Source organism: Ideonella sp. WA131b, assembly GCA_023657425.1.
Classification (GTDB): domain Bacteria; phylum Pseudomonadota; class Gammaproteobacteria; order Burkholderiales; family Burkholderiaceae_C; genus Rubrivivax.
Genome location: JAGTJW010000002.1, coordinates 372580 through 398758, shown reverse-complemented (window position 1 = coordinate 398758; position 26179 = coordinate 372580). Strand labels below are relative to the sequence as shown.

The following is a 26179-nucleotide window of genomic DNA, read 5'->3' as shown; positions in this document are numbered from 1 at the left end:
CGACTCAGCGCGCTGAGGCCGCCTTCGCCTGCTCCAGCGCCGCGGCCACCGTCTCGCGGTAGGTGTCGAAGCGCGACAGGTTCTTGTGCGCCGCGTCGGCAACTTCCACCAACTTCGTCTGCGGCCGCCGTGTCTTCAGCCGCCGCGCGTGCGAGACCTCGATCAGCCGGTCCTCGCTGCCGTGCAGCATCAGAACGCGCGTGTTCACGCGCGCCAGTGCCTCGGCGGTGCGCAGTGGATCGCGCAGCAGGGCGCGTGGCACCCAGGGATAGTGCTCGTCGGCCAGCGCTTCCATGCTGAAACAGGGTGAGGCCAGGAGCGTGAGTTCGGGCTGCACCTCGGCCGCGAGCTCTGCCGCGAGCCCGCTGCCGAGCGAGCGGCCGTAGAACACGCGCGCCCTGCCAGGGTAGGCAGGCGCGATGGCCCGCCAGGCGGCGCGCACGTCGGCGTGCAGCTGGGCCTCGCTGGCGATGCAGCACGGGCCGCCCACGCTCCGTGGCGGTAGTCGATCATGAAGAGGTCGAGGTTGGCGCGGCGGTTGGCCTCGAGCTTGACGAGCCCGCCCTCCAGGCTGCCGCCGTTGCCGTGCAGGAAGAACACCACCCCGTCCGGCGCGGGCAGCTTGAGGTGAAGGGCGTTCAGGCGGCCGGCGGGCACCTCGGTCCAGCGCTCGTGGACGTCCGCGGCCAGCCGGCCAGCCGGCGCAGCCAGGCCGGCTTCACACCCACCCCAGTGCGCCGGCCAGTGCCCCGGCGCCCAGAGCCCACATCGGGTTGCGGTTCGTTCGCAGCATCAGCCAAAGCGTGCCGGCTACCAGCAGCCAGGCCACCGGCGCGCGCGCGTTGGGCTGCAGCAGCACCGCGCCGGTGGCCAGCAGAAGACCGATGGTCAGCGGCGCCAGGCCCGCGGTGAAGGCGCGCACGCCACGCGACTGCCGGTAGCGCTCGCCGAAGCGCCCGGCACCCACCGCCAGTGCGGCCGAAGGCAGCAGCGAGCCCGCCATCGTGGCCGCCACGCCCGCCAGACCACCGACGCTGTAGCCGATGGCGGCCACGAACAGCACGTTGGGCCCTGGCATGGCCTGCCCGATCGCGATGCAGTCGTTGAACTGCACGGGCGTGAGCCAGGCCTGCTGCGCCACCACCAGGCGCTGCATTTCGCTGACCGTGGTGATGGCGCCACCGATGGCCACCAGCGACAGGGCCGTGAAGTGCAGGAACAGGTGCCACCACTGCGCCGGCCCGATGCCCACCGGGCCCCACCACAGCGTCTGCCAGGCCTCGCTCACCGCGCACCCACCAGTCGCCAGGCGGCCAGCGCGACGCCCGGTCCGCCCAGAGCCAGCACCACCAGCGGCAGCGGCCAACGCAGCACGGCGATCATCAGCACCGTGGCCGCCACGAAGGCGATGGCCGTGCCTTGCCCCAGCGGATTGGCCCGCAGCCCAGGTGCCAGGCGGATGGCCGTGGCCAGCACCAGGCCGGCGGCCACCACACCCATGCCGCGCAGCGCGCCGCCGATGGCCGGCACGTCGCCGAAACGCAGCGCCGCCATCGTGGCCGCGAGCACCAGCAACAGCGGAAGCAGCAGCATGCCGGTGCTGGCGGCCACCGCCCCGCGCCAGCCGAAGCAGCGGTCGCCGTAGATCAGGGCGAGGTTGACGACGTTGGGCCCGGGCAGCACCTGCGACAGCGACAGCAGCTCGAGGAACTGCTCGCGTGTCATCCAGCCCAGCCGCTCCACGAGCTCGCGCTGCGCCACCGGCAGCACTCCCCCAAACCCCTGGAGCGCCAGCCGGTTGAAGGCGAAGAACAGCGCGGCTGGCGAGGCCGGAGCTGCCGTGGCATCCGCCTGCGTCTCAGGCATCCATGCGGCCCGTGCGGGCTCGCCACGCCAGCAAGACACTCACCAGAAGGGCCGCGCAGACCCAGGCCAGTGCCAAGCCAGCCAATGGCGCAAAGCCGCCCGCAGCGACCACCGCACCACCGCCGGCTGCCCCCAGCGCTTGCCCTGCGTAGATGGCCGAGGTATTGAGCGCCAGCAGGGCGGTGGCCACCGCAGGCGCCGCTGCCGACAGCCGGGCCTGCTGCGCCGAGTTGGTCGAGAAGGTGCCCAGGGCCCAGGGCACCATGAGCAGTGCGGCGAGCCAGAACGAGCCCACCCAATGCCAGGCCAGGAAAGCCAGTCCCATGCTGATCAGGCCCAGGTTGACGCAGCGCGTCGGGCCCAGGCGGTCGATCCAGCGTGTGAGCACCAGATTGCCCACGAGCCCGAAGAAGCCGAACCACATGAAGAGCATGCTGATGTGTTCGGGGCTGGCGTCCAGCATCCGCCGGAAGTACGGCGCCATGTAGCTGAAGAGCGTGAACTGCCCCGCGCTGCTGAGCACCGTGACGCCCACCAGCGCCATCAACCACGGGTTGCGGAGCACGCGGCCCCAGCTGCCCAACGACATCGGCGGCGGCCTTACGCCGTCGGGCACCGTGCGCCAGACCGCGACAGCCGCCATTGCGGCCAGCAGCGCCACCAGCAGAAACGCCCAGCGCCAACCGAAGCTCTCGCCGACCCAGGCGCTCAGCGGCATGCCCAGCACCGAAGAGAGGCTCCAGCCCAGAAAAATGAAGCTCATGTGGCGGCCGCGTTCGGCCGCAGGCGACATCACATTGACGGCGGCTGCGGCCTGCGGCGTGAACACCGCCGCCGCCAGCACGGCCAGGGCGCGCAGCGGCAGCAGCGCGGCATAGCCCGGCACCAGCGCGCACAGCACGTGGCCGATGGCATACCAGGCGAGCGCGCCCGTCAGGAGCACACGGCGATCCAAGCTGCCCAGCAGCAGCGCCAGCAACGGTGCGCCGCAACCCATGGCCACCGCACCGGCCGTGATGAGCTGCCCGGCCACCGCCACCGAGACCTCGAGCGAGGCCACGAGGCTGTTCATCGAACCCGGCACCACCATCACGCCGCAGCCGATGGCGAAATTGCCCGCCAGCAAAGCCCACCGTGCCGGCCCCAGGCTCATGCGCGCAGCACCTTCAAGGCTTCGGGGTTGACGATGTTTGTCGGCATGCCTTGGATGAAGTTGACCACATTCTCGAATGCTGCTCCGAAGTACAGCTCGTAGCTGTCCTGCTCCACGTAGCCGATGTGCGGTGTGCACACGGCGTTCTCCAGGCGCAGCAACGGGTGGCCTTGCAGGATAGGCTCGGTCTCGAACACGTCGACCGCGGCCATTCCCGGGCGACCGCGGTTGAGCGCGGCCACCAGTGCGTTGTCTTCGACGAGTTCGGCACGCGAGGTGTTGACGAAGAGGGCTGTGGGCTTCATGCGAGACAGGGCGTCGAGCCGCACGATGCCACGTGTGGAGTCCGACAGGCGCAGGTGCAGGCTGAGCACGTCGCACTGCTCGAAGAAAGCCTCGCAGGTGCCGGCCGCCTCGTGGCCGTCGAGGCGCGCGCGCTCGCGCGAAAGTTCGCTGCCCCACACCAGCACCTGCATGCCGAAGGCGCGTCCGTAGCCGGCCACGAGGCGGCCGATCCTCCCGTAGCCCCAAACGCCCAGCGTCTTGCCCTTGAGCACCATGCCGATGCCGAAGTTGGCCGGCATCGACGCTGCCTTCAGCCCGCTTTGCTGCCAGGCGCCGTGCTTGAGGTTGCCAACGTACTGCGGAAGTCGCCGCGTCGCGGCCATGGTCAGCGCCCAGGTCAGCTCGGCCGGCGCCACCGGCGAGCCCGAGCCCTCGGCCACGGCGATCCCCAGCCTCGTGGCAGCTTCGACGTCGATGTGGCTGCCGACGCGGCCGGTCTGTGCGATCAGCTTCAGCCTGGGCAGTTTCTCGAGCAGGGTGCGCGGGAAATGCGTGCGCTCGCGGATCAGGACCAGAACGTCCGCATCTCGCAGCCGCACGCTGAGCTGGCCGATGCCCTTGACGGTGTTGGTATGGACCTTGGCGTTGAACGGCTCCAGCAACTGCGCACACTTCAGTTTGCGCACGGCGTCCTGATAGTCGTCGAGGATGATGATGTTCATGGGCAACGGCCGATTGTGCCGCGAGGCGGCAGCGCCACCTGGCCCGCGGCGCCTACACTGCCGCGCCCGGCATCGAGATCCGCCGAACCCCCACTACACCGACGAGAGCACGCCATGAGCCTGACGATGCACGCCGCCACCGCCCCCGTCTTTGCTCGCATGCTCACCAGCATGATCGGCTGGCTCGACAAGGCACAGGCCCATGCCGAGGCGCGCCGCTTCGACCCCGTGAACTACCTCGGTCTGCGCTTGGCCCCCGACATGCTGCCGTTGACGCGCCAAATCCAGATCGTCAGTGACGGCGCCAAGGGCTGCATGGCGCGGCTGGCAGGCCTGGAGGTGCCGGAGTGGCACGACACCGAGTCCACGCTGGACGAGTTGCGTGCGCGCATCCGCCGCACCCAGGACTACGTGGCCGGCTTCACGCCCGAGCAGCTGGCTGGCAGCGATGTGCGGGAGATCGTGTTGCCGACGCGTACCGCGGAGCTGCGCTTCAGCGGCGAAGACTATCTGCGCCATTTCGTGCTGCCGAACTTCTACTTCCACGCCACCACCACGTATGCGCTGTTGCGCCACGCCGGCGTGGCGATCGGTAAGCGCGACTACCTGGGCTGAGGCCCAGGAGTCTGGGCGGCAGCGGTGCGGCCCGACGCGGGGCTCGACTCCTGCCGCCTGCGCGCCGGTTGCTTCTGCGTCGCGGCCGGCCCCGCGGCGCCCTGCGGTGCCGGAGCGCGGGCTGTGCCGGCGCGGCCTGCATTTGCGGTAGCGCGCGATGTGGCGCGTGTCGATGCGACCTGGCGTGCGGCCCGGATCTGCGGTGGGCGCTCTGCCCGGGCTGCGCGAGCCTGTCGGGGCACCGGTGCCTGCACCATCACCACCACGGTCTGCCCTGCCACGAAGCGGCCGCGCGGGCTGACACCGTTCCATCGCGCCACCTGCACCGCGCTGACGCGGTGGCGCCGCGCCACCGAGGCCACGCTCTCGCCGCCACGACCGATCCGGAGCTTCACGCGTCGCTGGCCGCGTGCCTCGGGCGCGAAGCTCAACTGGCCGTGGTCGGCGACGTGCGCCGCGACGTCATCTTCGTGGCTGGCCGTGCGTGCGACGAGCAGCGTTGAACCTGCGCGCACCAACATGCTCGGCGGGATGCGGTTGACCTCGCGCAGCTCGTCCTCGGGCATGCCGACTTCGCGCGCCACCTCCGCGGGCCGCATCGTGCGAGGCACCCGCCACGCTGTCCAACTGGCCAGTGGTCCGGATGCCGCGGCCAGTCGGTTGCGGAAGGGCTCGGCGCGCTCCCAAGGCAGCAGCACTTCAGGTGTACCGGCGGCCAGGATCACCGGCTTGTCGAACTGCGGATTCAGGGCGCGGAACTCGGTCAGCGAGACCTCGGCCAGCTCTGCGGCCAGGCCGACGTCGATGTCGCGTTCGATGCGGACGCGGGCGAAGAAGGGGTGGTTTTCCAGCGGCGGCAGCACCAAGCCCAGGCGTGGTGCGTCGAGCACGATGTTCTTGACCGCCTGCAGCTTGGGCACGTAGTCCCTCGTCTCCACAGGCATGCGCAGGCTCTCGTAGTCGGTGGGCAGGCGCAAGCGCTGGTTGCGGGCGATGGCCCGCGACACGTTGCCCTGGCCCCAGTTGTAGGCCGCCAGTGCGAGGTGCCAGTCGCCGAAGCGCTCGTGCAGGCGCTGGAGGTAGTCGAGCGCAGCCTCGGTGGAGGCCATGACGGCGCGCCGGTCGTCGCGGAACAGGTTCTGGCGCAGTTCGAAGTCGCGCCCGGTGGCCGGCATGAACTGCCACATGCCCGAGGCGCGCACGCGTGACAGCGCCTGCGGGTTGAACGCGCTCTCGATGAAGGGCAGCAGCGCCAGCTCAGCGGGCAGGCCACGCTTCTCGACCTCTTCGACGACATGGAACAGGTACAGGCTGCCGCGCTCGATCATGCGTGCCACATAGTCCGGCCGGCGGGCGTAGTGCTGCTCCCATCGCTCCACGCGGGGCCCACGCATGTCGGGTATGGCCATTTGCGCCCGGATTCGGTCCCACAGGTTGGAGCGGTCGCCCTCGATCAGGGGCGGCTCCAGCGGCTCGGGCATTGGAGGCAGCGGCAGCAGTGGTGGGGCGGACAGCGAGGGCGCATTTGAAGCGATGTCAGCCGCGGCCGGTTCGGGGCTCGGTGCAGGCGGCGTCGGGGCGGGTGCTGCGGCGCGCTCGGACGGCATGGCCGGCGACCAAAGGGGCTGCAGCTGCGGCGAAGGTGCCGTGCTGGCGCAGCCACCCAAAGCCAGAGCGATCAACAGCCCGCCCAGCGCACGACGTGTGTTCATCGAAAGCGGTTCTTCCATGCACGCAAGGCGGCCAGGACGGCCACGGGTTCGTCGCCGGCAGCGCCTTCGCGCCGGGCGGCGGCCACCACCGCGGGCTCGCCACAGCGAAGAAAGGGGTTGATCCGCCGCTCCAGCGCCACTGTCGAGGGCAGCGTGGACAGTCCGGCCTCGCGCAACGTCTGGCAGCGCCGGGTGTGCGCGGCGACGGCTTCGTTGCCCGGCTCGACCGCCGCCGCAAAGCGCAGGTTGGACAGCGTGTACTCGTGGGTGCAGCAGACCTGGGCATCGTCAGGCAGGGCGGCCAATGTCGCCAGCGAGGCCGCCATCTGCGCCGGGGTGCCCTCGAACAGCCGGCCGCAACCTGCCGAGAACAGCGTGTCGCCGCAGAACAGCAAGGGATCGCTGGGCACATCGCGCTGCACGTAGGCCACGTGCCCGGCGGTGTGGCCGGGTACGTCGAGCACCTCGAAGCGAAGCCCGAGCAGCGCCACGCTGTCGCCGCCACGCAGCGGCACGAAGGGCTCGGGTATGGGTTCACGCGCCGGGCCGTACACGACACTGCGGCCTTCGTCGAACAGGCCCCGCAGCGCGTCGATGCCGCCGACGTGGTCGGCGTGATGATGCGTCACTAGAATGCCCGCGAGCTGCAGCCGGCGGCTCTTCAGGGCTGCGATCACGGGCGCCGCATCACCCGGGTCAACGACAAACGCGCGTGAGTCGTCGTGCACCATCCAGATGTAGTTGTCGGCGAAGGCGGGCAGCGCTACCAGATTCATGACGCGAGAGCAGGCGAGTATAGAGTTGGGTTCATGGCTGGAGTCTCCGCCTGGCGAGGTGCTGCTGGCCTGGGAGCAGCGGCGCATGGACGAGGCCGTGGCCGATGTCTTCGGCTATCACGCGGTGCAACTTGGGCTGCCAGCGCTCGATGCTTTGCGCAGCAACCGCATGCCGCACCGTTGGGTCGCCAGCGACACGCTGCATGCGGGCATGACAGCCGCCACGGCTGTGCATTGCGAGTTCGACGCACTCCCCTTTCCGTCGGCCAGCGTCGACCTGCTCGTGCTGCCGCACGCGTTGGAACTGGCCCGCGATCCGCACGAGACCTTGCGCGAGGTCGAGCGCGTGCTCGTGCCTGAGGGCCGTGTCGTCATCACCGGCCTGAACCCGGCCAGCCTGTGGGGCCTGCGTCAACGTGCGGGCCATGCGCGCCGCGTGCTCGGGATCGGGCGAAGGGAGCCGCTGTACCTGCCGAGCAGCGGCGAGTTCATCGGCTACTGGCGGCTGCGCGACTGGCTGCGCCTGTTGAGCTTTGAAGTCGAAGCCGGTCATTTCGGCTGCTGGCGCCCGCCGCTGAAGAGCGCGGCCTGGCTGCAGCGCTGGGACTGGATGGAGTCCCTCGGCGAGCACTGGTGGCCGGTGCTGGGTGCGGTGTACCAGGTGGAGGCCGTCAAGCGCGTGCGGGGCATGCGGCTGGTCGGTCTGCTGAAGACCGGGCGCCGCCGCAGCGCCGCCGCACCCGCCGTGATCGCCAACCGCCAGCGCACGCTGGCCGACACCGGATCCGCATGAACGACGCGCAATGCCCAGAGATCGTGATCTATGCCGATGGCGCCTGCCGCGGCAACCCCGGCCCTGGAGGCTGGGGCGCCTGGCTTAGGAGCGGCGAGCACGAGCGAGAGCTCTTCGGCGGTGAGCGCCAGACCACCAACAACCGCATGGAGCTGACTGCGGTGATCGAGGCGCTGGCCGCGCTGAAGCGACCCTCGCGGGTCACGATCTACACCGACAGCAGCTATGTGAAGGACGGCATCACCAGCTGGATCCGCGGCTGGAAGGCCCGGGGCTGGCGCACAGCCGACGGCAAGCCAGTGAAGAACATCGAGCTGTGGCAGCGGCTCGATGCCCTGAACGCGGCCCACCGCGTGCAATGGCGCTGGGTCAAGGGCCACGCAGGCGATCCCGGCAACGAGCGTGCCGACCGGCTGGCCAACCGCGGCGTGGACTCGCTGGGCTGAGCCAGGGCCAGGAAAGCCGCCATGGGGTGCCGGCACCCGCGCAAGGGCCACGCAGCCGCTACGATCGGCGGCTTGTTCCAGTCTCCCGAATGCCGGTCTGTGGTGTCGCCGGCGCCGGTCCTTTCGGGCCGTCCCTGGGCAGGCGTTCCGGCGGTTCGTCCAAGAGGCGGTACCGCGCGACCTCAGCGAAAGAGCGGCGTTGAAGAAAGTCCATACTCTGGTGGCCGTGCTTGGCCTAGCGCTGCTTGCGGGCACGGCCTGGTGGTGGCAGCAGCCGAGGCCCGCCGCCGGCAGCGGGCCGCAGACTGTGGGGTCGGCTGGTACGGCCCCAGGCGCGGCAGGGGCCCAGGGTGCCTCCGGTGTGGCGCGCGGTCCGGTTGGTGGTGGCGGCCCCGGCGGCCCGGTTGCGGTGGAGGTGGCCCGCGTGCAGGCCCTGACCCTGACCGACGACGTGCAGGCCGTGGGCTCGCTGCGCTCTGTGCAGGGGGTGATGCTGCGCCCTGAGGTCAGCGGACGCATCGCGCGGCTCGGTTTCACCGATGGCGCGCGGGTACGGCGCGGCCAGTTGCTGCTGCAGCTCGACGACACCCTGCAGCAGGCCCAGCTCAAGCAGGCCGAGGCCCAGGCCAACATCGCCCGCACCAATCTGCAGCGCAGCCGCGAGCTGCTGGCGCAAAACTTCATCAGCGCCAGTGCCGTCGACCAGAACGCCGCCGCCTTGCAGGTGGCCGAGGCCCAGGTGGCCCTGGCACAGGCGCAGGTGCAGCGCATGCGCGTGCTCGCGCCGTTTGACGGCACCACCGGCCTGAAGTTGGTGGACGTGGGTGACTACGTGCGCGACGGTGCGGACATCGTCGCACTGGAGGATCTGAGCGCGCTGACCGTGCAGTTTGCACTGCCGGAGCGCTACGCTGACCGCGTGCGCACAGGCCAGCCGGTGGAGCTGACGGTCGATGCGTTGGCCGGCCGCAGCTTCAAGGGCCGTGTGCAGGCTCTGGACGTGCAAGTCGATGCCAACGGGCGCGCCCTGCAGGTGCTGGCCCGGGTGGCCAACCCGGGCACGGTGCTCAAGCCCGGCATGTTCGCGCGGCCGCGCGTCGTGTTCGCGGTCCGCGAAGGCGCTCTCGTCGTGCCCGAAGAGGCGCTGGTGCCGGTGGGTGCACGGCAGTTCCTGTTCAAGGTTGTCGACGGACCCAACGGGCAGAAGGTGTCGCAGCGTCTGGAGGCCCGCATCGGGCTGCGGCTGCAGGGACAGGTCGAGATCACGGAGGGTCTGGCCGCGGGCGACACAGTCGTCACCGCCGGCCATGGCCGATTGGCGCGTACCGACTCGCTGCCAGTGCGTGTGATCGACCTCGCCAGTGCAGGCCGGCCGGGGGGCGGTGCCGGTGCCAAGCCGGGCGCACCAGCTGTGCCCGCTGCGTCGGTGCCGGGTGTGGCGGCGTCACGCCCAGGCCCCAAGCCCTGAAGCCCCCGACATCCGAACCCGCCACCCAAGGCCGCCCGCGATGAAGCTCTCGGAAACCTCGATACGCCGCCCGGTGCTGGCCACCGTGATGTCCCTGCTGCTGGTGCTGGTGGGCTTGGTGTCGTTCCAGCAGCTGAGCGTGCGCGAGTACCCGCGCATCGATGAGCCGCTCGTCAACGTCAATACGCGGCTGACCGGCGCCAGCTCGGAAGTCATCGAGAGCCAGGTCACCAAGCCGCTGGAGGACTCGATCGCGGGGATCGACGGGGTCGACATCATGTCCTCGATCTCGCGCACCGAGCAAAGCCAGATCACGGTGCGCTTCCGCCTGAGCAAGGACCCCGACACCGCGGCGGCCGAGGTGCGCGATCGTGTTGCACGCGTGCGCGGGCGTCTGCCAGCAGCAGTGGACGAGCCCGTCATCAGCAAGGTGGAGGCCGACGCCACCCCCACCATCTGGCTGGCTTACACCAGCGAGACCATGGGTCCGCTGGAGCTGACCGACCTCATCACCCGCGTCGTCAAGCCACGCCTGCAGACCGTGCCCGGCGTGGCCGATGTGCAGGTGGGCGGCGACCGCCGCTTCGCCATGCGCGTGTGGCTCGATCCTGACCGCCTGGCCGCCTACCGCCTGACGGTGCAGGACGTGGAGGACGCGCTGCGCCGCCAGAACCTCGAGGTGCCGGCCGGCCGCATCGAGAGCGCGCAGCGCGAGTTCAGCGTCACCGCGCGCACCGACCTCAACCGCGTCAGCGAGTTCGATCAGGTGGCGCTGAAGACGGTGAACGGCTACACCGTGCGCCTGCGCGACGTGGCGCGCATCGAGGAGGCCGCGCAGAGCGAGCGCAGCCGCGTGCGCCTGAATGGCGTTCCCAGCATCAGCACCGGCATCATCCGCAACGCCACCGCCAACCCCATCGACGTGGCCAACGGTGTGCGTGCGCTGATGCCGCAGATCCAGCGCGACCTGCCGTCGAGCGTGACGGTGGTGCAGGCCAATGACCTGAGCGTGTTCATCGACCGCTCCGTCAAGGCCGTCTACACCACGGTGGCCGAGGCCGTGGTGCTGGTGGCGCTGGTGGTGTTCGTGTTCCTGCGCACACTCCGGGCCTCGATCATCCCGCTGGTGACGATCCCGGTCAGCCTGATCGGCGCGTTCACGCTGGTGGCGCTGGCCGGCTTCACGATCAACACGCTCACGCTGCTGGCGCTGGTTCTGGCGATCGGCCTGGTGGTCGACGATGCCATCGTCGTGCTCGAGAACATCTACCGCCACATCGAGGAGGGCATGAAGCCCTTCCAGGCGGCGATTAAGGGCATCCGCGAGATCAGCTTCGCGGTCATCGCGATGACGCTGACGCTGGCTGCGGTGTTCGCGCCGCTGGCTTTCACGCCCGGGCGCACGGGGCGGCTGTTTGGCGAGTTCGCGTTGACGCTGGCTGGCGCGGTGCTGGTCAGCGGATTCGTGGCGCTGACGCTGACGCCGATGATGTGCAGCAAGCTGCTCAAGCACAACCCGAACCCCGGCCGCTTCGACCGCGGCATGGAGCGGCTGCTGCTGCGCCTGGCCGGCGGCTACGGCCGCGTGCTGGCATGGACGCTGCAGCGGCGCTGGATGATCATCGGCGTGATGATCGCCTCGGCCGGCGCGAGCTGGTACCTGTTCACCACCACCAAGAGCGAGCTCGCGCCCTACGAGGACCGCGGGGTCATCGCGATGCCGGTGCGCGCGCCCGACGGTGCGACGCTGGAGTACACCGCCCGCTACCTCGACGCCATCGATGCCATCGGCGCACAGTTCCCCGAGTTCGACCGGCGCTTCCTGTTCGTCGGAGGTGGTCAGGTGTCGAGCGCCTTCGGCGTGTTCCGCACCGTCGACTGGGCAGGCCGTGAAAGGACGACGCAGGACCTGCAGCGCGAGTTGATGCCGCGCCTCATGGCGCTGCCCGGCGTGAGTGCCTTCCCGGTGACGCCGCCCAGCCTGGGGCAGGGCTTCCGCTCGCGGCCGCTGGAGGTGGTGATCGTCAGCGGCGACAGTTATGAAAACATGGCGCGCGTCGGCCAGCAGATGCTGGCCGAGATGGCCCGAAACCCCGGCATCGTGCAGCCCGACATCGATCTGCAGCTGAACAAGCCCGAGATCTTCGTGGACGTCGACCGCGCGCGCGCGGCCGACCTGGGCGTCAACGTCGACAACGTGGCGCGCACCGTCGAGACCATGCTCGGCGGCCGCGTCGTCACCCGCTACAAGCGCGACGCCGAGCAGTACGACGTGGTGGTGCAGACCTCGGCCAGCGGCCGCACGACACCGGAGGACATCGAGAAGATCTTCGTCCGCGGCCGCAACGACACGATGGTGCCGCTGTCCAGCCTGTTGACGATCCGGGAGGCCGTGAGCCCGCGCGAGCTGAACCACTTCAACCAGCGGCGCAGCGTCACGATCACGGCCAACCTGCGGCCCGACTATTCGCTGGGCGAGGCGCTGGAGTACATGGACGGGCTCGCCGGCCGCGAGTTGCCACCGGGCTATGCCACCGAGCTCAACGGCGTCAGCCGCGAGTTCAAAGCCTCCAGCGGCGCGCTCGGGCTCGTGTTCGTGCTCGCGCTGGTGTTCATTTTCCTCGTGCTGGCGGCGCAGTTCGAGAGCTTTGTCGACCCCTTCGTGATCCTGCTGAGTGTGCCGCTGTCGATGCTGGGCGCGCTGCTGGCGATGAAGCTGACGGGCGGCACGCTCAACGTGTACTCGCAGATCGGCCTGGTCACGCTGATCGGCCTGATCACCAAACACGGCATCCTGATCGTGGAGTTCAGCAACCAGCTGCGTCAGCAGGGCAAGACGGTGATGGAGGCCGTGGTGCAGGCCTCAAGCCTGCGCCTGCGCCCGATCCTGATGACCACCGGCGCGATGGTGCTGGGTGCGCTGCCGCTGGCGCTGGCCAGCGGCGCGGGTGCCGAGAGCCGACAACAGATCGGCTGGGTCATCGTCGGCGGCATGACGGTGGGCACCCTGCTGACGATCTTCGTGGTGCCCACGGTCTACACGCTGCTGGCGCGCAAAGGCACGCCGGGCGAGATCACCACGCCGGCAGACGACGCCTTGACGCCTGCCCCCGGCCGGGCTGACTGAACCTGCCCTGATCAACCCCCGATGTAGTGCATCTCGATGCGCCGCTCGCCGCTTCCCGGCGCGGCGGTGCCCGAGCCCCGCAGCTCGGAGTAGCGGTCCTCGCGCTCCTGCCAGGCCAGGCCGATGGCGCTGGCGATCTCCGCGTCGCTGGCACCGCCCCGCAGCAGGCCGCGCAGATCGTGCCCCTGGGTGGCAAACAGACACAGGAACAGCTTGCCCTCCGTGGACAGCCGCGCGCGGTTGCAGTCGCCGCAGAAGGCCTGCGTCACGCTGCTGATGAAGCCGATCTCGCCACCGCCATCGGCATAGCGCCAGCGTTCCGCCGTTTCGCCTGGCGCCGCCATGGGCAGCATTTCAAGCGGAAACGCCGCCTGCAGCCGCGCCCGCACCTCGGCCGAGGGCAGCACCTCGCCCTGCCGCCAGCCGTTTGTGGCGCCCACGTCCATGTATTCGATGAATCGCAGGATCACGGCGGGCCCGTAGCGCTCGCGGACGTGGCGGGCCAAGGGGACGATCTCGTGGTCGTTGGTGCCGCGCTTGACCACCATGTTGATCTTCACCGGCGCCAGCCCGGCTGCCAATGCGGCATCGATGCCGTGCAGCACGTCGGCCACGGGGAAGTCGACGTCGTTCATGCGCCGGAAGATGCCGTCGTCGAGGGCGTCCAGGCTCACCGTCACGCGCCGCAGGCCCGCCTCGCGCAGCACGGCGGCCTTGCGCGCCAGCAGCGAGCCATTGGTGGTGAGCGTGATGTCCAGCGGCTCGCCCGCGGGCGTGCGCAGGGCCGAGAGCTGCGCGACCAGCGCCTCCAGCCCCTTTCGCAGCAGCGGCTCGCCACCAGTGAGGCGCAGCTTGACCACGCCGTGGGCGACGAACAGCGAGGCCAGGCGCGTGATCTCCTCGAAACTCAGCAGCGAGCTCTGCGGCAGGAAGCGGTAGTCGCGGTCGAACACCTCCTTGGGCATGCAGTAGCTGCAGCGGAAGTTGCAACGGTCGGTGACCGAGATGCGCAGATCGCGCAGCGGCCTGGCCAGGCGGTCCGACAGCAGCCCGGTGGCAGCTATCGGTTGCGCCGGCAGGCGTGCGGGGATGGCGGGCGCACGCAGATCGGCCAACGGAACGACGGACTCACCCATGGCCGGCTATTCTGCCTTCGGCTTCACTTGCGCTCGGCCGTGTGCCCTTCGCCGGGGCACCTTCAGGGCGCCGCCGAAGGGGCGGCTGGCGGGGCCGGCAGGGCGCCTGCCGGAGCGCGACGGGCGCCGTTGAAGCGGCGCTGCCAATAGGCCATGCGCATGTCCTCGACACGCACCTCACCGCCGCTGGCCGGCGCGTGGATGAAGCGCCCCTCGCCGACATAGATGCCCACATGCGAAAAAGCCCGCCGCATGGTGTTGAAGAAAACCAGATCGCCCGGCTTGAGCTCGTCGCGCTTCACCGCCAGCAAGCCGGGCTGCGTGGCCTGTTCGTGAGACCGGCGCGGTAGCACGAGGCCGATGCTGTGCTCGAAGACATGGCGGGTGAAGCCGCTGCAGTCGAAACCCTGCTCGACACTGCCGCCACCGCGGCGGTAGGGGACGCCCAGGAAGTTCATCGCCGTCATCACCAGATCGGACGCCGAGTCGCGCACCTGTTGCACGAAGCCGCTGGCCGGGGCCGGCCCCGGTGTGGGCAAGAGCCCGCGTTCGCGCAGCAGCTCCAGCACGGCGTCACCGCCTGCTGCCGAGGCGGGCGGGCTGGCGGCCGGCGGCGGCGCAGCCGCCGCTGCCGCCGCTGTCAGCAACAGCACGGCCGGGGCGAGCACGCGGGCAAGGGCTTGCGGAGTCATCGGCGGGGGAGCATAGCAGTGGCTCCTGCGGCTCGCGCCGCTGACCTTGCCGCGTCAGTGCCCTGCAAGCCCAGGCTCTGGACAATCGGCCTCCAAGACCGACTGCAGGAGACCGCACATGGCCGCAACGTCCAGGTTCGACGCCTTCCACCACCGCTCGCTGGTCGAGCGCGAGGCCTTCTGGTCCGAGCAGGCGGCGCTGATCGACTGGCGGACACCGCCGAGCCGCATCTGCAACAACGACCGGCCGCCCTTCACCCGCTGGTTCGAGGGCGGCACCACCAATCTGTGCCACAACGCGGTGGACCGCCACGCCGCCACGCACCCTGACTGCCCAGCGCTGGTGTGGGTGTCCACCGAGGTCGGCGCCGAGCGCGTCTACACCAGCGCCCAGCTGCTGGATCAGGTGCAGGTGATGGCCGCCAGCCTGCGCGAGCTGGGCGTCGGCCTGGGCGACCGCGTGCTGATCTACATGCCGATGATTCCCGAGGCCGTGTTCGCGATGCTGGCCTGTGTGCGCATCGGCGCCATCCACTCCGTGGTGTTCGGGGGCTTCGCCAGCGTGAGCCTGGCCAGCCGCATAGAGGACGCCGAGCCCAAGGTGGTGGTGAGCGCCGATGCCGGCAGCCGCGGCGGCAAGGTCGTGCCCTACAAGCCGCTGCTCGACGAGGCGCTGAAGCTCTCCGCCCACAAGCCCGCCAAGGTGCTGATGGTGGACCGCGGCCTTAGCCGCTTCGAGCGAGAGGCCGGGCGCGACGAGCTTTGGGCCGAACTCTCCGCGCGCCACGCCGACGCCCAGGTGCCCTGCGAGTGGGTGGACGCCACGCACCCGAGCTACACGCTCTACACCAGCGGCACCACGGGCCGGCCAAAGGGCGTTCAGCGCGACACCGGCGGCTATGCCGTGGCGCTGGCCGCGAGCATGAAGCACATCTTCTGCGGCAACCCTGGCGAAACCTACTTCAGCACCTCCGACATCGGCTGGGTCGTCGGTCACAGCTACATCGTCTATGGCCCGCTGATCGCCGGCATGGCGACCGTCCTCTACGAAGGTCTGCCGATCCGGCCCGACGCCGCCATCTGGTGGAGCCTGGTCGAGAAGTACAGGGTGACAGTGATGTTCTCGGCGCCTACCGCGGTGCGCGTGCTCAAGAAGCAGGACCCAGCGGCGCTGAAGAAGCACGACCTGTCGAGCCTGCGCGCGCTGTTCCTGGCGGGCGAGCCGCTGGACGAGCCTACCGCGCGCTGGATCGCCGACGCACTGAACGTGCCGATCATCGACAACTACTGGCAGACCGAGAGCGGCTGGCCCATCCTCACCGTGGCCAACGGCGTTGACAAGCAGGCCAGCAAGTTCGGCAGCCCCGGCATCCCGATGTACGGCTACGACGTCAAGCTGGTGGACGAGCAGACCGGCCAGGACATCAGCGGCCCGAGCCGCAAGGGCGTGGTGGTGATCGAAGGGCCGCTGCCGCCGGGTTTCATGCAGACCGTGTGGCGCGACGACGAGCGCTTCCTCAAGACCTACTGGAGCAGCATCGCCGGCCGGCAGGTGTACAGCACCTTCGACTGGGGCATCCGCGACGAAGACGGCTACTACTTCATCCTCGGCCGCACCGACGACGTCATCAACGTCGCCGGCCACCGCCTGGGCACGCGCGAGATCGAAGAGAGCATTTCCAGCCACCCTGCCGTGGCCGAGGTGGCCGTTGTGGGTGTGGCCGATGCGCTCAAGGGCCAGGTCGCGATGGCCTTTGCGGTGCTGAAGGATCCGGCCGTTGCCGCCACGCCCGAGGCCGCGCTCAAGCTGGAGGGTGCGATCATGAAGCTCGTCGACGAGCAGCTCGGCGCCGTGGCGAGGCCGGCGCGCGTGCGCTTCGTGACCGTGCTGCCCAAGACGCGCAGCGGCAAGCTGCTGCGGCGCGCGATCCAGGCGGTATGCGAAGGCCGGGACCCGGGCGACCTCACCACGATCGAGGACCCGAGCGCACTTCAGCAGGTGAAGGACCTGGTCGTGGGCTGATCCCCGCCGCACCCTGCCTGGGGGCGCCCGAGGGTGGGCGTGCCGGCGGCTCGCGCGGGGGATGGGCCCTGGCCGCGGCGCGGACGAGACTGCAGCTCGGTCCCGAGGAGTCCACGATGTCTCTGCCGCGCCGTCATGCCCTGAGCTCCCTGGCTGCCTTGCTGCTGGCCCCGGCCGTGCGCGCAGCTCCGGGGCCCACGCGACCACCGGCCGCGATGCTGGCCCAGGACGCACCCCCGGACATCGACCCCGCCGGCTATCTCGTCAGCGAGAAGCTCGACGGCGTGCGCGCGCTCTGGGACGGTGCGCACTTGCGCTTCCGCGGTGGCGGGCTGATCGTTGCGCCAGCCTGGTTCACGGCGGCGCTGCCGCCCCAGGCGCTGGACGGCGAGCTGTGGGCGGGCCGCGGAGGTTTCGAGTCCACCGTCGGCATCGTGCGCCGGGCCCGGCCCGACGAGCACGCCTGGCGCGGGCTGCGGTACGCGCTCTTCGACCTGCCGGGCGACCCTCGCCCCTTCGCGGAGCGGGCGGCGGCGCTGGCCAACCTGGGAGCGTCTCTGCATCTGCCCTTCGTGCAGGCGCTGGCGCAGCAGCGGCTGCCGGACGCCGCGGCGCTGGCGCGCGAGCTGGCGGCCGTGGTGCGTGCCGGTGGCGAAGGGCTGATGCTGCACCGGGCCGACGCGCTGTGGCGCGCCGGTCGCAGCACCGCACTGCTGAAGCTCAAGCCTGTGCAGGATGCCGAGGGCATCGTGGTCGCCCACCTGCCGGGGCGTGGCCGCCACGAGGGCCGCCTGGGGGCGCTGCGCCTGCGCCTGGCCGATGGCCGCGAGTTCCGCCTGGGCACCGGCTTCAGCGACGCCGAGCGGGCTGCGCCGCCGCCGATCGGCAGCCGCGTGAGCTTTCGCCACGAGGGTCGCACCGACGACGGCCTGCCCCGCTTCGCGCGCTACTGGCGCGTGCGCAGCGACGACTGACGCAAGCTGCACCCGCTACAGCACGTCGGAGGCGTAATCCGCCAGCCGAGAACGCTCGCCGCGCGCCAGCGTCACGTGGCCGCCGTGCGGCCAGCCCTTGAAGCGGTCGACGGCATATGTGAGGCCGCTGGAGCCCTCGGTCAGGTAGGGCGTGTCGATCTGGGCCAGGTTGCCCAGGCAGACGATCTTGGTGCCCGGGCCGGCGCGCGTGATCAGCGTCTTCATCTGCTTGGGCGTCAGGTTCTGCGCCTCGTCGATGATGACGAACTTGTTCAGGAAGGTGCGCCCGCGCATGAAGTTCAGGCTCTTGATCTTGATTTTGCTGCGCACCAGATCGTTCGTGGCGGCCCGGCCCCATTCGCCGGCAGCGCTGTCGGTGCGCGCCAGGACCTCGAGGTTGTCGTCGAGTGCGCCCATCCAGGGGCCCATCTTCTCCTGCTCGTCGCCGGGCAGGAAGCCGATGTCCTCGCCCACGGGCACGGTCACGCGCGTGACGATGATCTCGCTGTAGCGGCGGTCGTCGAGCACCTGGCTCAGGGCCGCGGCCAGCGTCATCAGCGTCTTGCCCGTGCCGGCGGTGCCGGTGAGGGTGATGAAGTCGCAGTCCGGGTCCATCAGCAGGTTCAGCGCGAAGTTCTGCTCGCGGTTGCGCGCTGTCACGCCCCAGACGGCGTTCTTGCCGTGCGTGTACTCGCGCAGCGTCTTCAGCACCGCGGTCTTGCCCGTGATCTCGGCGACGCGGGCGTAGAGGTTAGGGCCGCCCGGCATCTCGTGGTAGATGAACTGATTGATCAGCAGCGCCGGCACCAGCGGCCCGCTGATGCGGTAGAAGGTGTGGCCGCCCTGCTGCCAGCTCTCCATCGTCTTGCCGTGCCGGTCCCAGAAGTCGGCCGGCAGCGGCAGCACCCCGGTGTACAGCAGGTCACCGTCCTCCAGCGTCTTGTCATTGAAGTAGTCCTCGGCAGGCAGGCCCAGGGCGCGCGCCTTGACGCGCATGTTGATGTCCTTGGACACCAGCACCACGTCGCGACCCGGGAAGCGCTCGCGCAGGCTCTGCACCACGCCGAGGATCTGGTTGTCGGCCTTGCCCTGAGGCAGGCCGGCGGGCAGCTTCACCTCCAGCAGCATGGTCTGGAAAAAGAGCTTGCCACCGGCCTCGCGGTGGCCGGTCTTGGCCAGCGGGATACCCTCGGCGGCGTCGCTGCCGCCGGCGCCCTTGTCGAAGCTGGCCAGCGCGTCGAGCTCGCGGCTGACCTGGCGCACGTTGCGAGAGACCTCGCTCATGCCCTTCTTGTGGCCGTCGAGTTCTTCCAGCGTGATCATCGGCAGGAAGATGTCGTGTTCCTCGAAGCGGAACAGGCTCATCGGGTCGTGCATCAGCACGTTGGTGTCGAGCACGAAGAGCTTGGCCGTGCCGGTGCTGCGCGGCTTGCGCAGCCGGGTGCGCGGCTCCACCGGGCGCTGCGGCGCCGCGGCCGGCGCGGGGTTGGCTGCGGCAGGGGCCGTGGGGCGAGCCGCCCCGGTGCTGATTCCGCCTTCGCGCAGTTCCAGAGGCGCGGGCGCAGCGGCCGCGTCGGGCGCGCGCGACTTCAGCGTGCGCTTCTCAGCGCGCGGCGCGGCCTGCACCTCGTAGTCGGCGGCTTGCGGCAGGTCACCTTTCTTGGACGGCGGCTTGGGCAGAGGCATGGTGTCGGTCCGGGATGGGAAATGGGACGGGCGGCGAGAAAAAAGCCGCGTCGGCAAAGCCGCGCGGCTGGGGAGGGGCGGAGGCGGCGGTGGCGGGGCGCCACCGGCCGGCACGGCGCGGTCGGTCCAAAGTCAGCTTCAAGCGGCTTTCTTCAGCGCCTTCACGGCCTTCAGCACCTCGTCGACATGGCCGGCGACCTTGATGCCGCGCCACTCGGCTCGCATCACGCCCTCGGCGTCGATCAGAAAGGTGCTGCGCTCAATGCCCTTGACCTTCTTGCCGTACATGATCTTGTTCTTGACCACGCCAAACATGTGGCAGAGCTTCTCTTCGGTATCGGCGATCAGCTCGAAGGGCAACTCGAGGTTGGCCTTGAACTTCTCGTGGCTGGCCATGTTGTCACGCGAGACGCCGAACACCACGGCACCGGCCTTGACAAAGTCCTTGTGCTGGTCGCGGAACTGCATCGCTTCGGTGGTGCAGCCGGGGGTGTTGTCCTTGGGATAGAAGTACAGCACGACGGCCTTGCCGACGTGGGACTGGGGCGTGAACTTCACACCGCTGGTGGCCAATGCTTCGAATTCCGGGAGTGCTTTGTTGATGACAGGCGTCATGGAGGATGTTCTCGGAAGTTCCCTTGTTGACCCTGGCCTGGCTGCGAGCCAAGCCTCAACATCGAATTATAGGTCGGCGCGAAGGGTCATCCCCGGGCCGCCGCCCCACGGTCAGGGTCGCGGGAGGATCAGCGCCGCCACCACCGTGCGCCCCTCGGCCGCCAGCACGTTGTAGGTGCGGCAAGCGGCGGCGGTGTCCATGGTCTCCAGGCCGACTCGGCGCTCGAAGAGCACCCGGGCCAGTGCCGCTGGCGGGAAAACCAGCCGAGCGCCGCTGCCGTAGATCACCAGTTCGGGCTGCAAGGCCAGAATCTGCTCGAAGTGCCCCGCGGCCAGGTCTGTCGCCGTCGCGGGCGGCCAGGGCAGGACACTGCCTCGCCAGGGCACCAGCACGCTGGCCTCGTGCAAGGTGGCGCCTACCCACAGCCGGCTCCCCTCGAAGCGCGTGATTGCGTTGGTGCCGGCGAGCGTGTCGGGCTGGAACTTCATGGATGGATAATTCTAGGTTCCGTCGTCGCCGATGCAGCGCCCCAGGGCCGCCCCATGAAGCCGATCGCCAAGTCCGCCAAGCTCGCCAACGTCGGCTACGACATCCGAGGTCCCGTCCTCGACAAGGCGCGGCAGATGGAGGAAGAGGGCCAGCGCATCATCAAGCTCAACATCGGCAACGTGGCTGCCTTTGGCGTGATGCCGCCCGACGAGATCGTGCAGGACATGATCCACAACCTGCCCTCGCAGGTGGCGGCCGGCTACACCGACAGCAAGGGCCTGTTCGCGCCGCGCAAGGCGGTGATGCACTACACGCAGGAAAAGGGCATCGCTGGCGTGACGGTGGACGACATCACCCTCGGCAATGGCGCCAGCGAGCTGATCGCGATGAGCATGAACGCGTTGCTCGACGCCGGCGATGAGGTGCTCATACCCAGCCCCGATTACCCGCTGTACACGGCAGTGGTGAGTCTGTCAGGCGGCACGCCGGTGCACTATCGCTGCGACGAGGGCTCGGGCTGGCTGCCCGATCTGGCCGACATCCAGGCCCGGGTGACGCCGCGCACGAAGGCCATCGTCGTCATCAACCCCAACAACCCCACCGGCGCGCTGTACCCGGTGGACGTGCTGCAGGGCATGGTCGAGATCGCCCGCCGACACGAGCTGATCGTCTTCGCCGACGAGATCTACGACAAGACGCTGTACGACGGCGCCACGCACACCAGCATCGCGAGCCTGGCCGACGACGTGCTCTTCGTCACCTTCAACGGCCTGTCCAAGAACTACCGCGCCTGCGGCTACCGCTCGGGCTGGATGGTGGTGAGCGGCGCCAAGCGCGCCGCGCGCGACTACATCGAGGGCCTGAACATGCTGGCCAGCATGCGCCTGTGCGCCAACACGCCCGGGCAGCTCGCCATCCAGACGGCCCTGGGCGGCTACCAGAGCATCAAGGACCTCGTGGCCCCTGGCGGCCGGCTGTGCAAGCAGCGCGACCTGGCCTACGGGCTGCTCACGCAGATACCGGGCGTGAGCGTCGTCAAGCCCAAGGCGGCGCTGTACATGTTCCCGCGGCTCGATCCAAGGATGTACCCCGTTGCCGACGACCAGCAGTTCGCCTACGAGCTGCTGGCCGAGCAGAAGGTGCTCATCGTGCAGGGCACCGGCTTCAACTGGCCCGCGCACGACCACTTCCGGCTCGTGTTCCTGCCCAACGTCGACGACCTCACCGAGGCCTTCGGCCGCATCGAACGTTTCCTCCACGGCTACCGAAAACGTCACTCCGCATGAATCCCACCCTCCGCGTCGGTCTGCTTGGCATCGGCACCGTGGGCAGCGGCACCTTCGAGGTGCTGGCCCGCAACCAGGAAGAGATCCGTCGGCGCGCCGGCTGCGGCATCGAGATCACCGTGGTGGCCGACCTGGACACCGCGCGCGCCGAGGCCGTCGTCAAGGGCCGGGCGCGCGTGGTGGCCGTCGCGGCGGCGGTGGTGGCCGACCCCGACGTGGACGTGGTGGTCGAGCTCATCGGCGGCTGCGGCGTTGCCAGGCAGCTGGTGCTGGAGGCCATCCGCCAGGGCAAGCACGTGGTCACGGCCAACAAGGCGCTGCTGGCGGTGCACGGCACCGAGATCTTCGCGGCGGCGCGCGAACGCGGCGTCACGGTGGCCTTCGAAGCCGCCGTGGCCGGCGGCATACCCATCATCAAGGCGCTGCGCGAGGGCCTCACGGCCAACCGCATCGAGTGGGTGGCCGGCATCATCAACGGCACCACCAACTTCATCCTGAGCGAGATGCGCGCCAAGGGGCTGGACTTCGGCGTGGTGCTCCAGGAAGCGCAGCGCCTGGGCTACGCCGAGGCCGACCCCACCTTCGACATCGAGGGTGTGGATGCCGCTCACAAGGCGACCATCCTCTCGGCCATCGCGTTCGGGGTGCCGGTGCAGTTTGACAAAGCCCATGTCGAGGGCATCACGGCGTTGCAGGCTGCCGACATCCGATACGCCGAGCAACTGGGCTACCGCATCAAGCTGCTGGGCATCGCGCGGCGGCGCACGCGAGCGGCAGCGAGCTCCGAGGGAGTCGAGGGGATCGAGCTGCGGGTGCACCCGACCCTGATCCCGTCGACACGCCTGATCGCCAACGTCGAAGGCGCGATGAACGCCGTGGTCGTGAAGGCCGATGCCGTGGGCACCACGCTGTACTACGGCAAGGGCGCCGGCAGTGAGCCCACGGCCAGCGCCGTGATCGCCGACCTGGTGGACATCGCCCGCCTCCAGACGGCCGACCCTGGCCACCGCGTGCCCAGCCTGGCCTTCCAGCCCGGCAGCCTGGTAGACACGCCGATCCTGCCGATTGGCGAGGTCGTCACCGCGTACTACCTGCGCCTGGTGGTGGCCGACAAGGCCGGCGTGCTGGCGCGCATCACCGGCATCCTGGCCGGGCACGACATCAGCATCGATGCGGTTCTGCAGCGCCCCAGCGCCGAAGGCGATGAACTTGGACTCCCCGCCGCGGGCGGGCAGAAGACCGACCTGATCATCCTCACGCACGACACGGTCGAAGGCCGCATGGCCGCGGCCCTGGCACAGATGCAGTCACTGCCCACCGTGCTGGCGCAGATCGTCAAGTTGCGCAAGGAAGAGCTGAGCTGATGCGCTACCTCAGCACGCGTGGGGACCGTACGCGCCGCGGCTTCTCCGACATCCTGCTCGAGGGCCTGGCCCCCGACGGCGGCCTGTACGTGCCGACGCACTACCCGCGGGTCGACACCGCCACGCTCGCGCGCTGGCGCGGACTGCCGTATGCCGACCTGGCGTTCGAGATCCTCAGCCTCTACATCGACGACATCCCGGCCGCTGACCTGCAGCGCCTGGTGCGCGCCACCTACACCGAGGCGGTGTTCGGCAGCGCTGCCATCACGCCGCTCAAGCGCCTGGACGACACGCTGCACCTGCAGGCCCTGTCCAACGGCCCCACGCTGGCCTTCAAGGACATGGCCATGCAGCTGCTGGGCCACCTGTTCGAGTACGAGCTGGCCCGCCGCGACGAGACGCTCAACATCCTGGGCGCCACCAGCGGCGACACCGGCAGCGCCGCCGAGTACGCCATGCGCGGCAAGAATGGCATCCACGTCTTCATGCTCAGCCCGCACGGCCGCATGAGCCCCTTCCAGCAGGCGCAGATGTTCAGCCTGCAAGACGCCAACATCCACAACCTGGCGGTGGAGGGCGTTTTCGACGACTGCCAGGACATCGTCAAGGCCGTCAGCAACGATCTCGCCTTCAAGCGGCGCTGGAGGATCGGCACCGTCAACAGCATCAACTGGGCGCGGCTGCTGGCCCAGGTGGTCTACTACTTCGCGGGTTACTTCCAGGCCACGCGCTCGAACGACGAAGCGGTGAGCTTCACCGTGCCCAGCGGCAACTTCGGCAACGTCTGCGCCGGCCATGTGGCACGCAGCATGGGCCTGCCGATCCGGCGCCTGGTGGTGGCCACCAACGAGAACGACGTGCTCGACGAGTTCTTCCGCACCGGGGTCTATCGCGTACGCGGCAGCACCGAGACACACGAGACCTCGAGCCCGAGCATGGACATCAGCAAGGCCAGCAACTTCGAGCGCTTCGTGTTCGACCTGCTGGGCCGCGACGGCGCGGCCGTGGCGCGCCTGTTCGGCGAGCAGGTGCCGCGGCAAGGCGGCTTCACGCTCGACGCCGCCGCCATGGCGCGCGCCCGCGGCGAGTTCGGCTTTGCCAGCGGCCGCAGCACGCACGCCGACCGCCTGGCCACCATCCGCCGCTGCTGGCAACAGCACGGCACGCTCGTCGACACGCACACGGCCGACGGCCTGAAAGTGGCCTGGGAACAGCGCGAGGCCGGCGTGCCGATGATCGTGCTGGAAACAGCGCTGCCGGCCAAGTTCGCCGCCACCATCCGCGAGGCCACAGACATCGAGCCCGAGCCACCCGCGGCGCTGAAGCATCTGGAGTCGCTGCCGCGGCGCTTCGTGCTGATGCCGCCCGACGTGACGGCCGTCAAGGCCTACATCGAAACCCACGCCCCGGCATGAACGCGCCCCGCCCGCTGCTGCCGCTGGACGAGGCCCTGCAGCGCCTGGCTACAGCTGCGGCGGCCCACCGCATCACCGATGTGGAGGCCGTCTCCACCTTCGGCGCCCGCGGTCGCGTGCTGGCGGCCGACGTGCAGAGCCCGATCGCCGTCCCCGGCGCCGACAACTCGGCGATGGACGGCTATGCGCTGCGCGCCACCGACGTGCCGGCCGCCGGCACGGTGTTGCCGGTGTCTCAGCGCATCGCCGCCGGCCACGTGGGGCCGCCGCTGCAGCCGGGCACGGCCGCGCGCATCTTCACCGGCGCGCTGGTGCCCGAGGGCGCCGACGCCGTGGTGATGCAGGAGCAGTGCGATGCGCTGGGCGGTGGCGGGGCCGTGCGGGTCAACATCGTGCCGTTGCCGGGCCTGGCTGTCCGTCGCCGGGGCGAGGACGTGGCCGAGGGCGCCGTGGTGCTGGCCGCGGGCACCCGGCTTTCTCCGCAGGCGCTCGGGTTGGCGGCCTCGGTGGGCCTGGCCAGGTTGCCGGTGTGGCGGCGCCCGCGCCTGGCCATTCTTTGCACCGGCGACGAGCTGGCGATGCCGGGCGAGCCGCTCAAGCCCGGCGCCCTCTACAACAGCAACCGCTACACGCTGCGCGCGCTGGCCGAGGCCGCCGGCTGCGACGTGACCGACCTCGGCCACATTCCCGACCGCCTCGACGCCACGCGCGAGGCGCTGCGCAGCGCTGCGGCCGGCCACGACCTCATCGTCACCAGCGGCGGCGTCTCGGTCGGCGAGGAAGACCACCTCAAGCCCGCCGCGATGGCCGAGGGGCGGCTGGAAAACTGGCAGCTCGCCATCAAGCCGGGCAAGCCGCTGGCCTTTGGGGCCATCCGCCGGCCCGACGGCAGCGAAGCGCTGCTCGTGGGCCTGCCGGGCAACCCGGTGTCGTCGTTCGTCACCTGGCTGCTGGCGGTGCGCGAGGTGCTGGCCGCGCTGCAGGGCCTGCCCCCGGGTCTGCCCCCGGCGCTGCCGATGGTGGCCGGCTTCGACTGGCCCCGGCCCGACCCGCGGCGGGAGTTCCTGCGCGTGCGCGTGGGGCCCGATGGCAGGCTGACGCTGTTTGCCAATCAGGGCTCGGGCGTGCTGACGTCCACCGTCTGGGCCGATGGTCTGGTGGATCTGCCGGCCGGGCATACCATCCGCGCGGGTGATGTCGTCAGCTACCGGCCCCTGGCGGGCTCGATGCTCGCCTGATGCCCGTCTTGGGCTGCTTGCGCGTCAGTTCCGCCGAATCCATGCTCACCGTCCATGTCCGCTACTTCGCGTCGCTGCGCGAGGCCCTGGGTCCGCAGGAGCGGGTGACGCTGCCCGCGGGCAGCACCGTGGGCCGGCTGCGCCAGCATCTCCAGGCGCGCGGCGGTCCGCATGCCGAGGTGCTGGCGCCCGGTCGCCCCGTGCGGGCGGCGCTGCGCCAGGTGGTCTGCGCCGACGATGCCGTGCTGGCTGACGGCGACGAGGTGGCGTTCTTCCCGCCCGTGACGGGGGGCTGAG

At 70.0% G+C, this 26179-nt stretch carries 23 protein-coding genes and 1 pseudogene; 12 read left to right on the top strand and 12 right to left on the bottom strand.

Annotated elements, in window-relative coordinates; genetic code table 11:
- Positions 1-4: 4 nt before the first annotated feature.
- From KA711_11885 to KA711_11865, 5 genes are all read right to left on the bottom strand, one after another.
- Positions 5-490, bottom strand: a complete 486-nt coding sequence (locus KA711_11885) for a hypothetical protein (protein MCM0609669.1) — start codon at positions 488-490, stop codon at positions 5-7.
- Between the two features lie 228 nt (positions 491-718).
- On the bottom strand, positions 719-1267 hold the full coding sequence (locus KA711_11880; GenBank protein ID MCM0609668.1) for a chromate transporter: 549 nt from the start codon (positions 1265-1267) through the stop codon (positions 719-721).
- A 17-nt stretch (positions 1268-1284) separates the two neighbouring features.
- Complete coding sequence (locus tag KA711_11875; protein ID MCM0609667.1) at positions 1285-1866, bottom strand: chromate transporter; 582 nt, start codon at positions 1864-1866, stop codon at positions 1285-1287.
- The gene (locus tag KA711_11870) at positions 1859-3019 is read right to left on the bottom strand and encodes an MFS transporter (GenBank protein MCM0609666.1); all 1161 of its coding nucleotides are present in this window, start codon (positions 3017-3019) and stop codon (positions 1859-1861) included. Before KA711_11870 ends, KA711_11875 begins: the two co-directional genes overlap by 8 nt.
- Positions 3016-4026 (bottom strand): D-2-hydroxyacid dehydrogenase family protein, encoded by a 1011-nt coding sequence (locus KA711_11865; protein ID MCM0609665.1) that lies wholly within the window; start codon positions 4024-4026, stop codon positions 3016-3018. Before KA711_11865 ends, KA711_11870 begins: the two co-directional genes overlap by 4 nt.
- 114 nt (positions 4027-4140) lie before the next feature.
- Between KA711_11865 and KA711_11860 the strand changes: the two genes are divergently transcribed.
- Positions 4141-4641, top strand: coding sequence for a DUF1993 domain-containing protein (locus tag KA711_11860; GenBank protein ID MCM0609664.1), 501 nt, complete (start codon positions 4141-4143; stop codon positions 4639-4641).
- A gap of 203 nt (positions 4642-4844) precedes the next feature.
- Here the strand turns inward: KA711_11860 and KA711_11855 are convergent.
- Positions 4845-6248 (bottom strand): annotated as a pseudogene (locus tag KA711_11855) (transglycosylase SLT domain-containing protein).
- A 101-nt stretch (positions 6249-6349) separates the two neighbouring features.
- Complete coding sequence (gloB, locus tag KA711_11850) at positions 6350-7129, bottom strand: hydroxyacylglutathione hydrolase (GenBank protein MCM0609663.1); 780 nt, start codon at positions 7127-7129, stop codon at positions 6350-6352.
- Between gloB and KA711_11845 the strand changes: the two genes are divergently transcribed.
- The 4 genes from KA711_11845 (at position 7128) to KA711_11830 (ending at position 12963) form a co-directional block, all read left to right on the top strand.
- The gene (locus tag KA711_11845) at positions 7128-7922 is read left to right on the top strand and encodes a methyltransferase domain-containing protein (protein ID MCM0609662.1); all 795 of its coding nucleotides are present in this window, start codon (positions 7128-7130) and stop codon (positions 7920-7922) included. The two genes, gloB and KA711_11845, sit on opposite strands and share 2 nt — an antisense overlap.
- On the top strand, positions 7919-8368 hold the full coding sequence (gene rnhA, locus KA711_11840) for a ribonuclease HI (protein MCM0609661.1): 450 nt from the start codon (positions 7919-7921) through the stop codon (positions 8366-8368). The genes KA711_11845 and rnhA overlap by 4 nt, the downstream gene beginning before the upstream one ends.
- Positions 8369-8567: 199 nt before the next feature.
- Positions 8568-9836: an efflux RND transporter periplasmic adaptor subunit gene (locus KA711_11835; GenBank protein MCM0609660.1), complete on the top strand. Its 1269-nt coding sequence runs from the start codon at positions 8568-8570 to the stop codon at positions 9834-9836.
- Positions 9837-9876: 40 nt separating this feature from the next.
- A complete protein-coding gene (locus KA711_11830; GenBank protein MCM0609659.1) occupies positions 9877-12963 on the top strand; it encodes an efflux RND transporter permease subunit in 3087 nt (1028 codons plus the stop codon).
- A gap of 11 nt (positions 12964-12974) precedes the next feature.
- On the opposite strand, the gene moaA is transcribed toward KA711_11830, so the two are convergent.
- Both moaA and KA711_11820 read right to left on the bottom strand, forming a co-directional pair.
- On the bottom strand, positions 12975-14099 hold the full coding sequence (gene moaA, locus KA711_11825) for a GTP 3',8-cyclase MoaA (GenBank protein ID MCM0609658.1): 1125 nt from the start codon (positions 14097-14099) through the stop codon (positions 12975-12977).
- Positions 14100-14161: 62 nt separating this feature from the next.
- Complete coding sequence (locus KA711_11820; protein ID MCM0609657.1) at positions 14162-14791, bottom strand: C40 family peptidase; 630 nt, start codon at positions 14789-14791, stop codon at positions 14162-14164.
- Positions 14792-14909: 118 nt separating this feature from the next.
- Here KA711_11820 and KA711_11815 point away from each other — a divergent pair, with 118 nt between their 5' ends.
- On the top strand, positions 14910-16814 hold the full coding sequence (locus tag KA711_11815; protein MCM0609656.1) for a propionate--CoA ligase: 1905 nt from the start codon (positions 14910-14912) through the stop codon (positions 16812-16814).
- 116 nt (positions 16815-16930) lie between these two features.
- Complete coding sequence (locus KA711_11810) at positions 16931-17788, top strand: DNA ligase (protein ID MCM0609655.1); 858 nt, start codon at positions 16931-16933, stop codon at positions 17786-17788.
- 15 nt (positions 17789-17803) lie between these two features.
- Here the strand turns inward: KA711_11810 and KA711_11805 are convergent, their stop codons facing one another.
- From KA711_11805 to KA711_11795, 3 genes are all read right to left on the bottom strand, one after another.
- A complete protein-coding gene (locus tag KA711_11805) occupies positions 17804-19474 on the bottom strand; it encodes a PhoH family protein (GenBank protein MCM0609654.1) in 1671 nt (556 codons plus the stop codon).
- Between the two features lie 138 nt (positions 19475-19612).
- The gene (locus KA711_11800; GenBank protein MCM0609653.1) at positions 19613-20089 is read right to left on the bottom strand and encodes a peroxiredoxin; all 477 of its coding nucleotides are present in this window, start codon (positions 20087-20089) and stop codon (positions 19613-19615) included.
- Between the two features lie 111 nt (positions 20090-20200).
- Positions 20201-20578 (bottom strand): hypothetical protein, encoded by a 378-nt coding sequence (locus KA711_11795; GenBank protein MCM0609652.1) that lies wholly within the window; start codon positions 20576-20578, stop codon positions 20201-20203.
- Positions 20579-20632: 54 nt separating this feature from the next.
- Between KA711_11795 and KA711_11790 the strand changes: the two genes are divergently transcribed.
- Genes KA711_11790 through moaD form a run of 5 tightly spaced genes read left to right on the top strand, consistent with a single transcriptional unit; the run spans position 20633 to position 26178 of the window.
- The gene (locus KA711_11790) at positions 20633-21865 is read left to right on the top strand and encodes a pyridoxal phosphate-dependent aminotransferase (protein MCM0609651.1); all 1233 of its coding nucleotides are present in this window, start codon (positions 20633-20635) and stop codon (positions 21863-21865) included.
- On the top strand, positions 21862-23229 hold the full coding sequence (locus KA711_11785; protein MCM0609650.1) for a homoserine dehydrogenase: 1368 nt from the start codon (positions 21862-21864) through the stop codon (positions 23227-23229). The genes KA711_11790 and KA711_11785 overlap by 4 nt, the downstream gene beginning before the upstream one ends.
- Positions 23229-24644: a threonine synthase gene (locus KA711_11780; protein ID MCM0609649.1), complete on the top strand. Its 1416-nt coding sequence runs from the start codon at positions 23229-23231 to the stop codon at positions 24642-24644. The genes KA711_11785 and KA711_11780 overlap by 1 nt, the downstream gene beginning before the upstream one ends.
- Positions 24641-25882 (top strand): molybdopterin molybdotransferase MoeA, encoded by a 1242-nt coding sequence (locus KA711_11775; GenBank protein ID MCM0609648.1) that lies wholly within the window; start codon positions 24641-24643, stop codon positions 25880-25882. Before KA711_11780 ends, KA711_11775 begins: the two co-directional genes overlap by 4 nt.
- Before the next feature lie 41 nt (positions 25883-25923).
- The gene (moaD, locus tag KA711_11770) at positions 25924-26178 is read left to right on the top strand and encodes a molybdopterin converting factor subunit 1 (GenBank protein MCM0609647.1); all 255 of its coding nucleotides are present in this window, start codon (positions 25924-25926) and stop codon (positions 26176-26178) included.
- The last annotated feature ends 1 nt before the right edge of the window (position 26179 follow it).

Excerpts from the sequence above, each read along its gene's own strand:
- KA711_11875 (MCM0609667.1), bottom strand. The coding sequence starts at position 1,866 with ATGCCTGAGACGCAGGCGGATGCCACGGCAGCTCCGGCCTCGCCAGCC.
- KA711_11870 (MCM0609666.1), bottom strand. The coding sequence starts at position 3,019 with ATGAGCCTGGGGCCGGCACGGTGGGCTTTGCTGGCGGGCAATTTCGCC.
- KA711_11865 (MCM0609665.1), bottom strand. The coding sequence starts at position 4,026 with ATGAACATCATCATCCTCGACGACTATCAGGACGCCGTGCGCAAACTG.
- KA711_11860 (MCM0609664.1), top strand. The coding sequence starts at position 4,141 with ATGAGCCTGACGATGCACGCCGCCACCGCCCCCGTCTTTGCTCGCATG.
- KA711_11845 (MCM0609662.1), top strand. The coding sequence starts at position 7,128 with ATGACGCGAGAGCAGGCGAGTATAGAGTTGGGTTCATGGCTGGAGTCT.
- gloB (MCM0609663.1), bottom strand. The coding sequence starts at position 7,129 with ATGAATCTGGTAGCGCTGCCCGCCTTCGCCGACAACTACATCTGGATG.
- rnhA (MCM0609661.1), top strand. The coding sequence starts at position 7,919 with ATGAACGACGCGCAATGCCCAGAGATCGTGATCTATGCCGATGGCGCC.
- KA711_11830 (MCM0609659.1), top strand. The coding sequence starts at position 9,877 with ATGAAGCTCTCGGAAACCTCGATACGCCGCCCGGTGCTGGCCACCGTG.
- moaA (MCM0609658.1), bottom strand. The coding sequence starts at position 14,099 with ATGGGTGAGTCCGTCGTTCCGTTGGCCGATCTGCGTGCGCCCGCCATC.
- KA711_11820 (MCM0609657.1), bottom strand. The coding sequence starts at position 14,791 with ATGACTCCGCAAGCCCTTGCCCGCGTGCTCGCCCCGGCCGTGCTGTTG.
- KA711_11815 (MCM0609656.1), top strand. The coding sequence starts at position 14,910 with ATGGCCGCAACGTCCAGGTTCGACGCCTTCCACCACCGCTCGCTGGTC.
- KA711_11810 (MCM0609655.1), top strand. The coding sequence starts at position 16,931 with ATGTCTCTGCCGCGCCGTCATGCCCTGAGCTCCCTGGCTGCCTTGCTG.
- KA711_11805 (MCM0609654.1), bottom strand. The coding sequence starts at position 19,474 with ATGCCTCTGCCCAAGCCGCCGTCCAAGAAAGGTGACCTGCCGCAAGCC.
- KA711_11800 (MCM0609653.1), bottom strand. The coding sequence starts at position 20,089 with ATGACGCCTGTCATCAACAAAGCACTCCCGGAATTCGAAGCATTGGCC.
- KA711_11795 (MCM0609652.1), bottom strand. The coding sequence starts at position 20,578 with ATGAAGTTCCAGCCCGACACGCTCGCCGGCACCAACGCAATCACGCGC.
- KA711_11790 (MCM0609651.1), top strand. The coding sequence starts at position 20,633 with ATGAAGCCGATCGCCAAGTCCGCCAAGCTCGCCAACGTCGGCTACGAC.
- KA711_11785 (MCM0609650.1), top strand. The coding sequence starts at position 21,862 with ATGAATCCCACCCTCCGCGTCGGTCTGCTTGGCATCGGCACCGTGGGC.
- KA711_11780 (MCM0609649.1), top strand. The coding sequence starts at position 23,229 with ATGCGCTACCTCAGCACGCGTGGGGACCGTACGCGCCGCGGCTTCTCC.
- KA711_11775 (MCM0609648.1), top strand. The coding sequence starts at position 24,641 with ATGAACGCGCCCCGCCCGCTGCTGCCGCTGGACGAGGCCCTGCAGCGC.
- moaD (MCM0609647.1), top strand. The coding sequence starts at position 25,924 with ATGCTCACCGTCCATGTCCGCTACTTCGCGTCGCTGCGCGAGGCCCTG.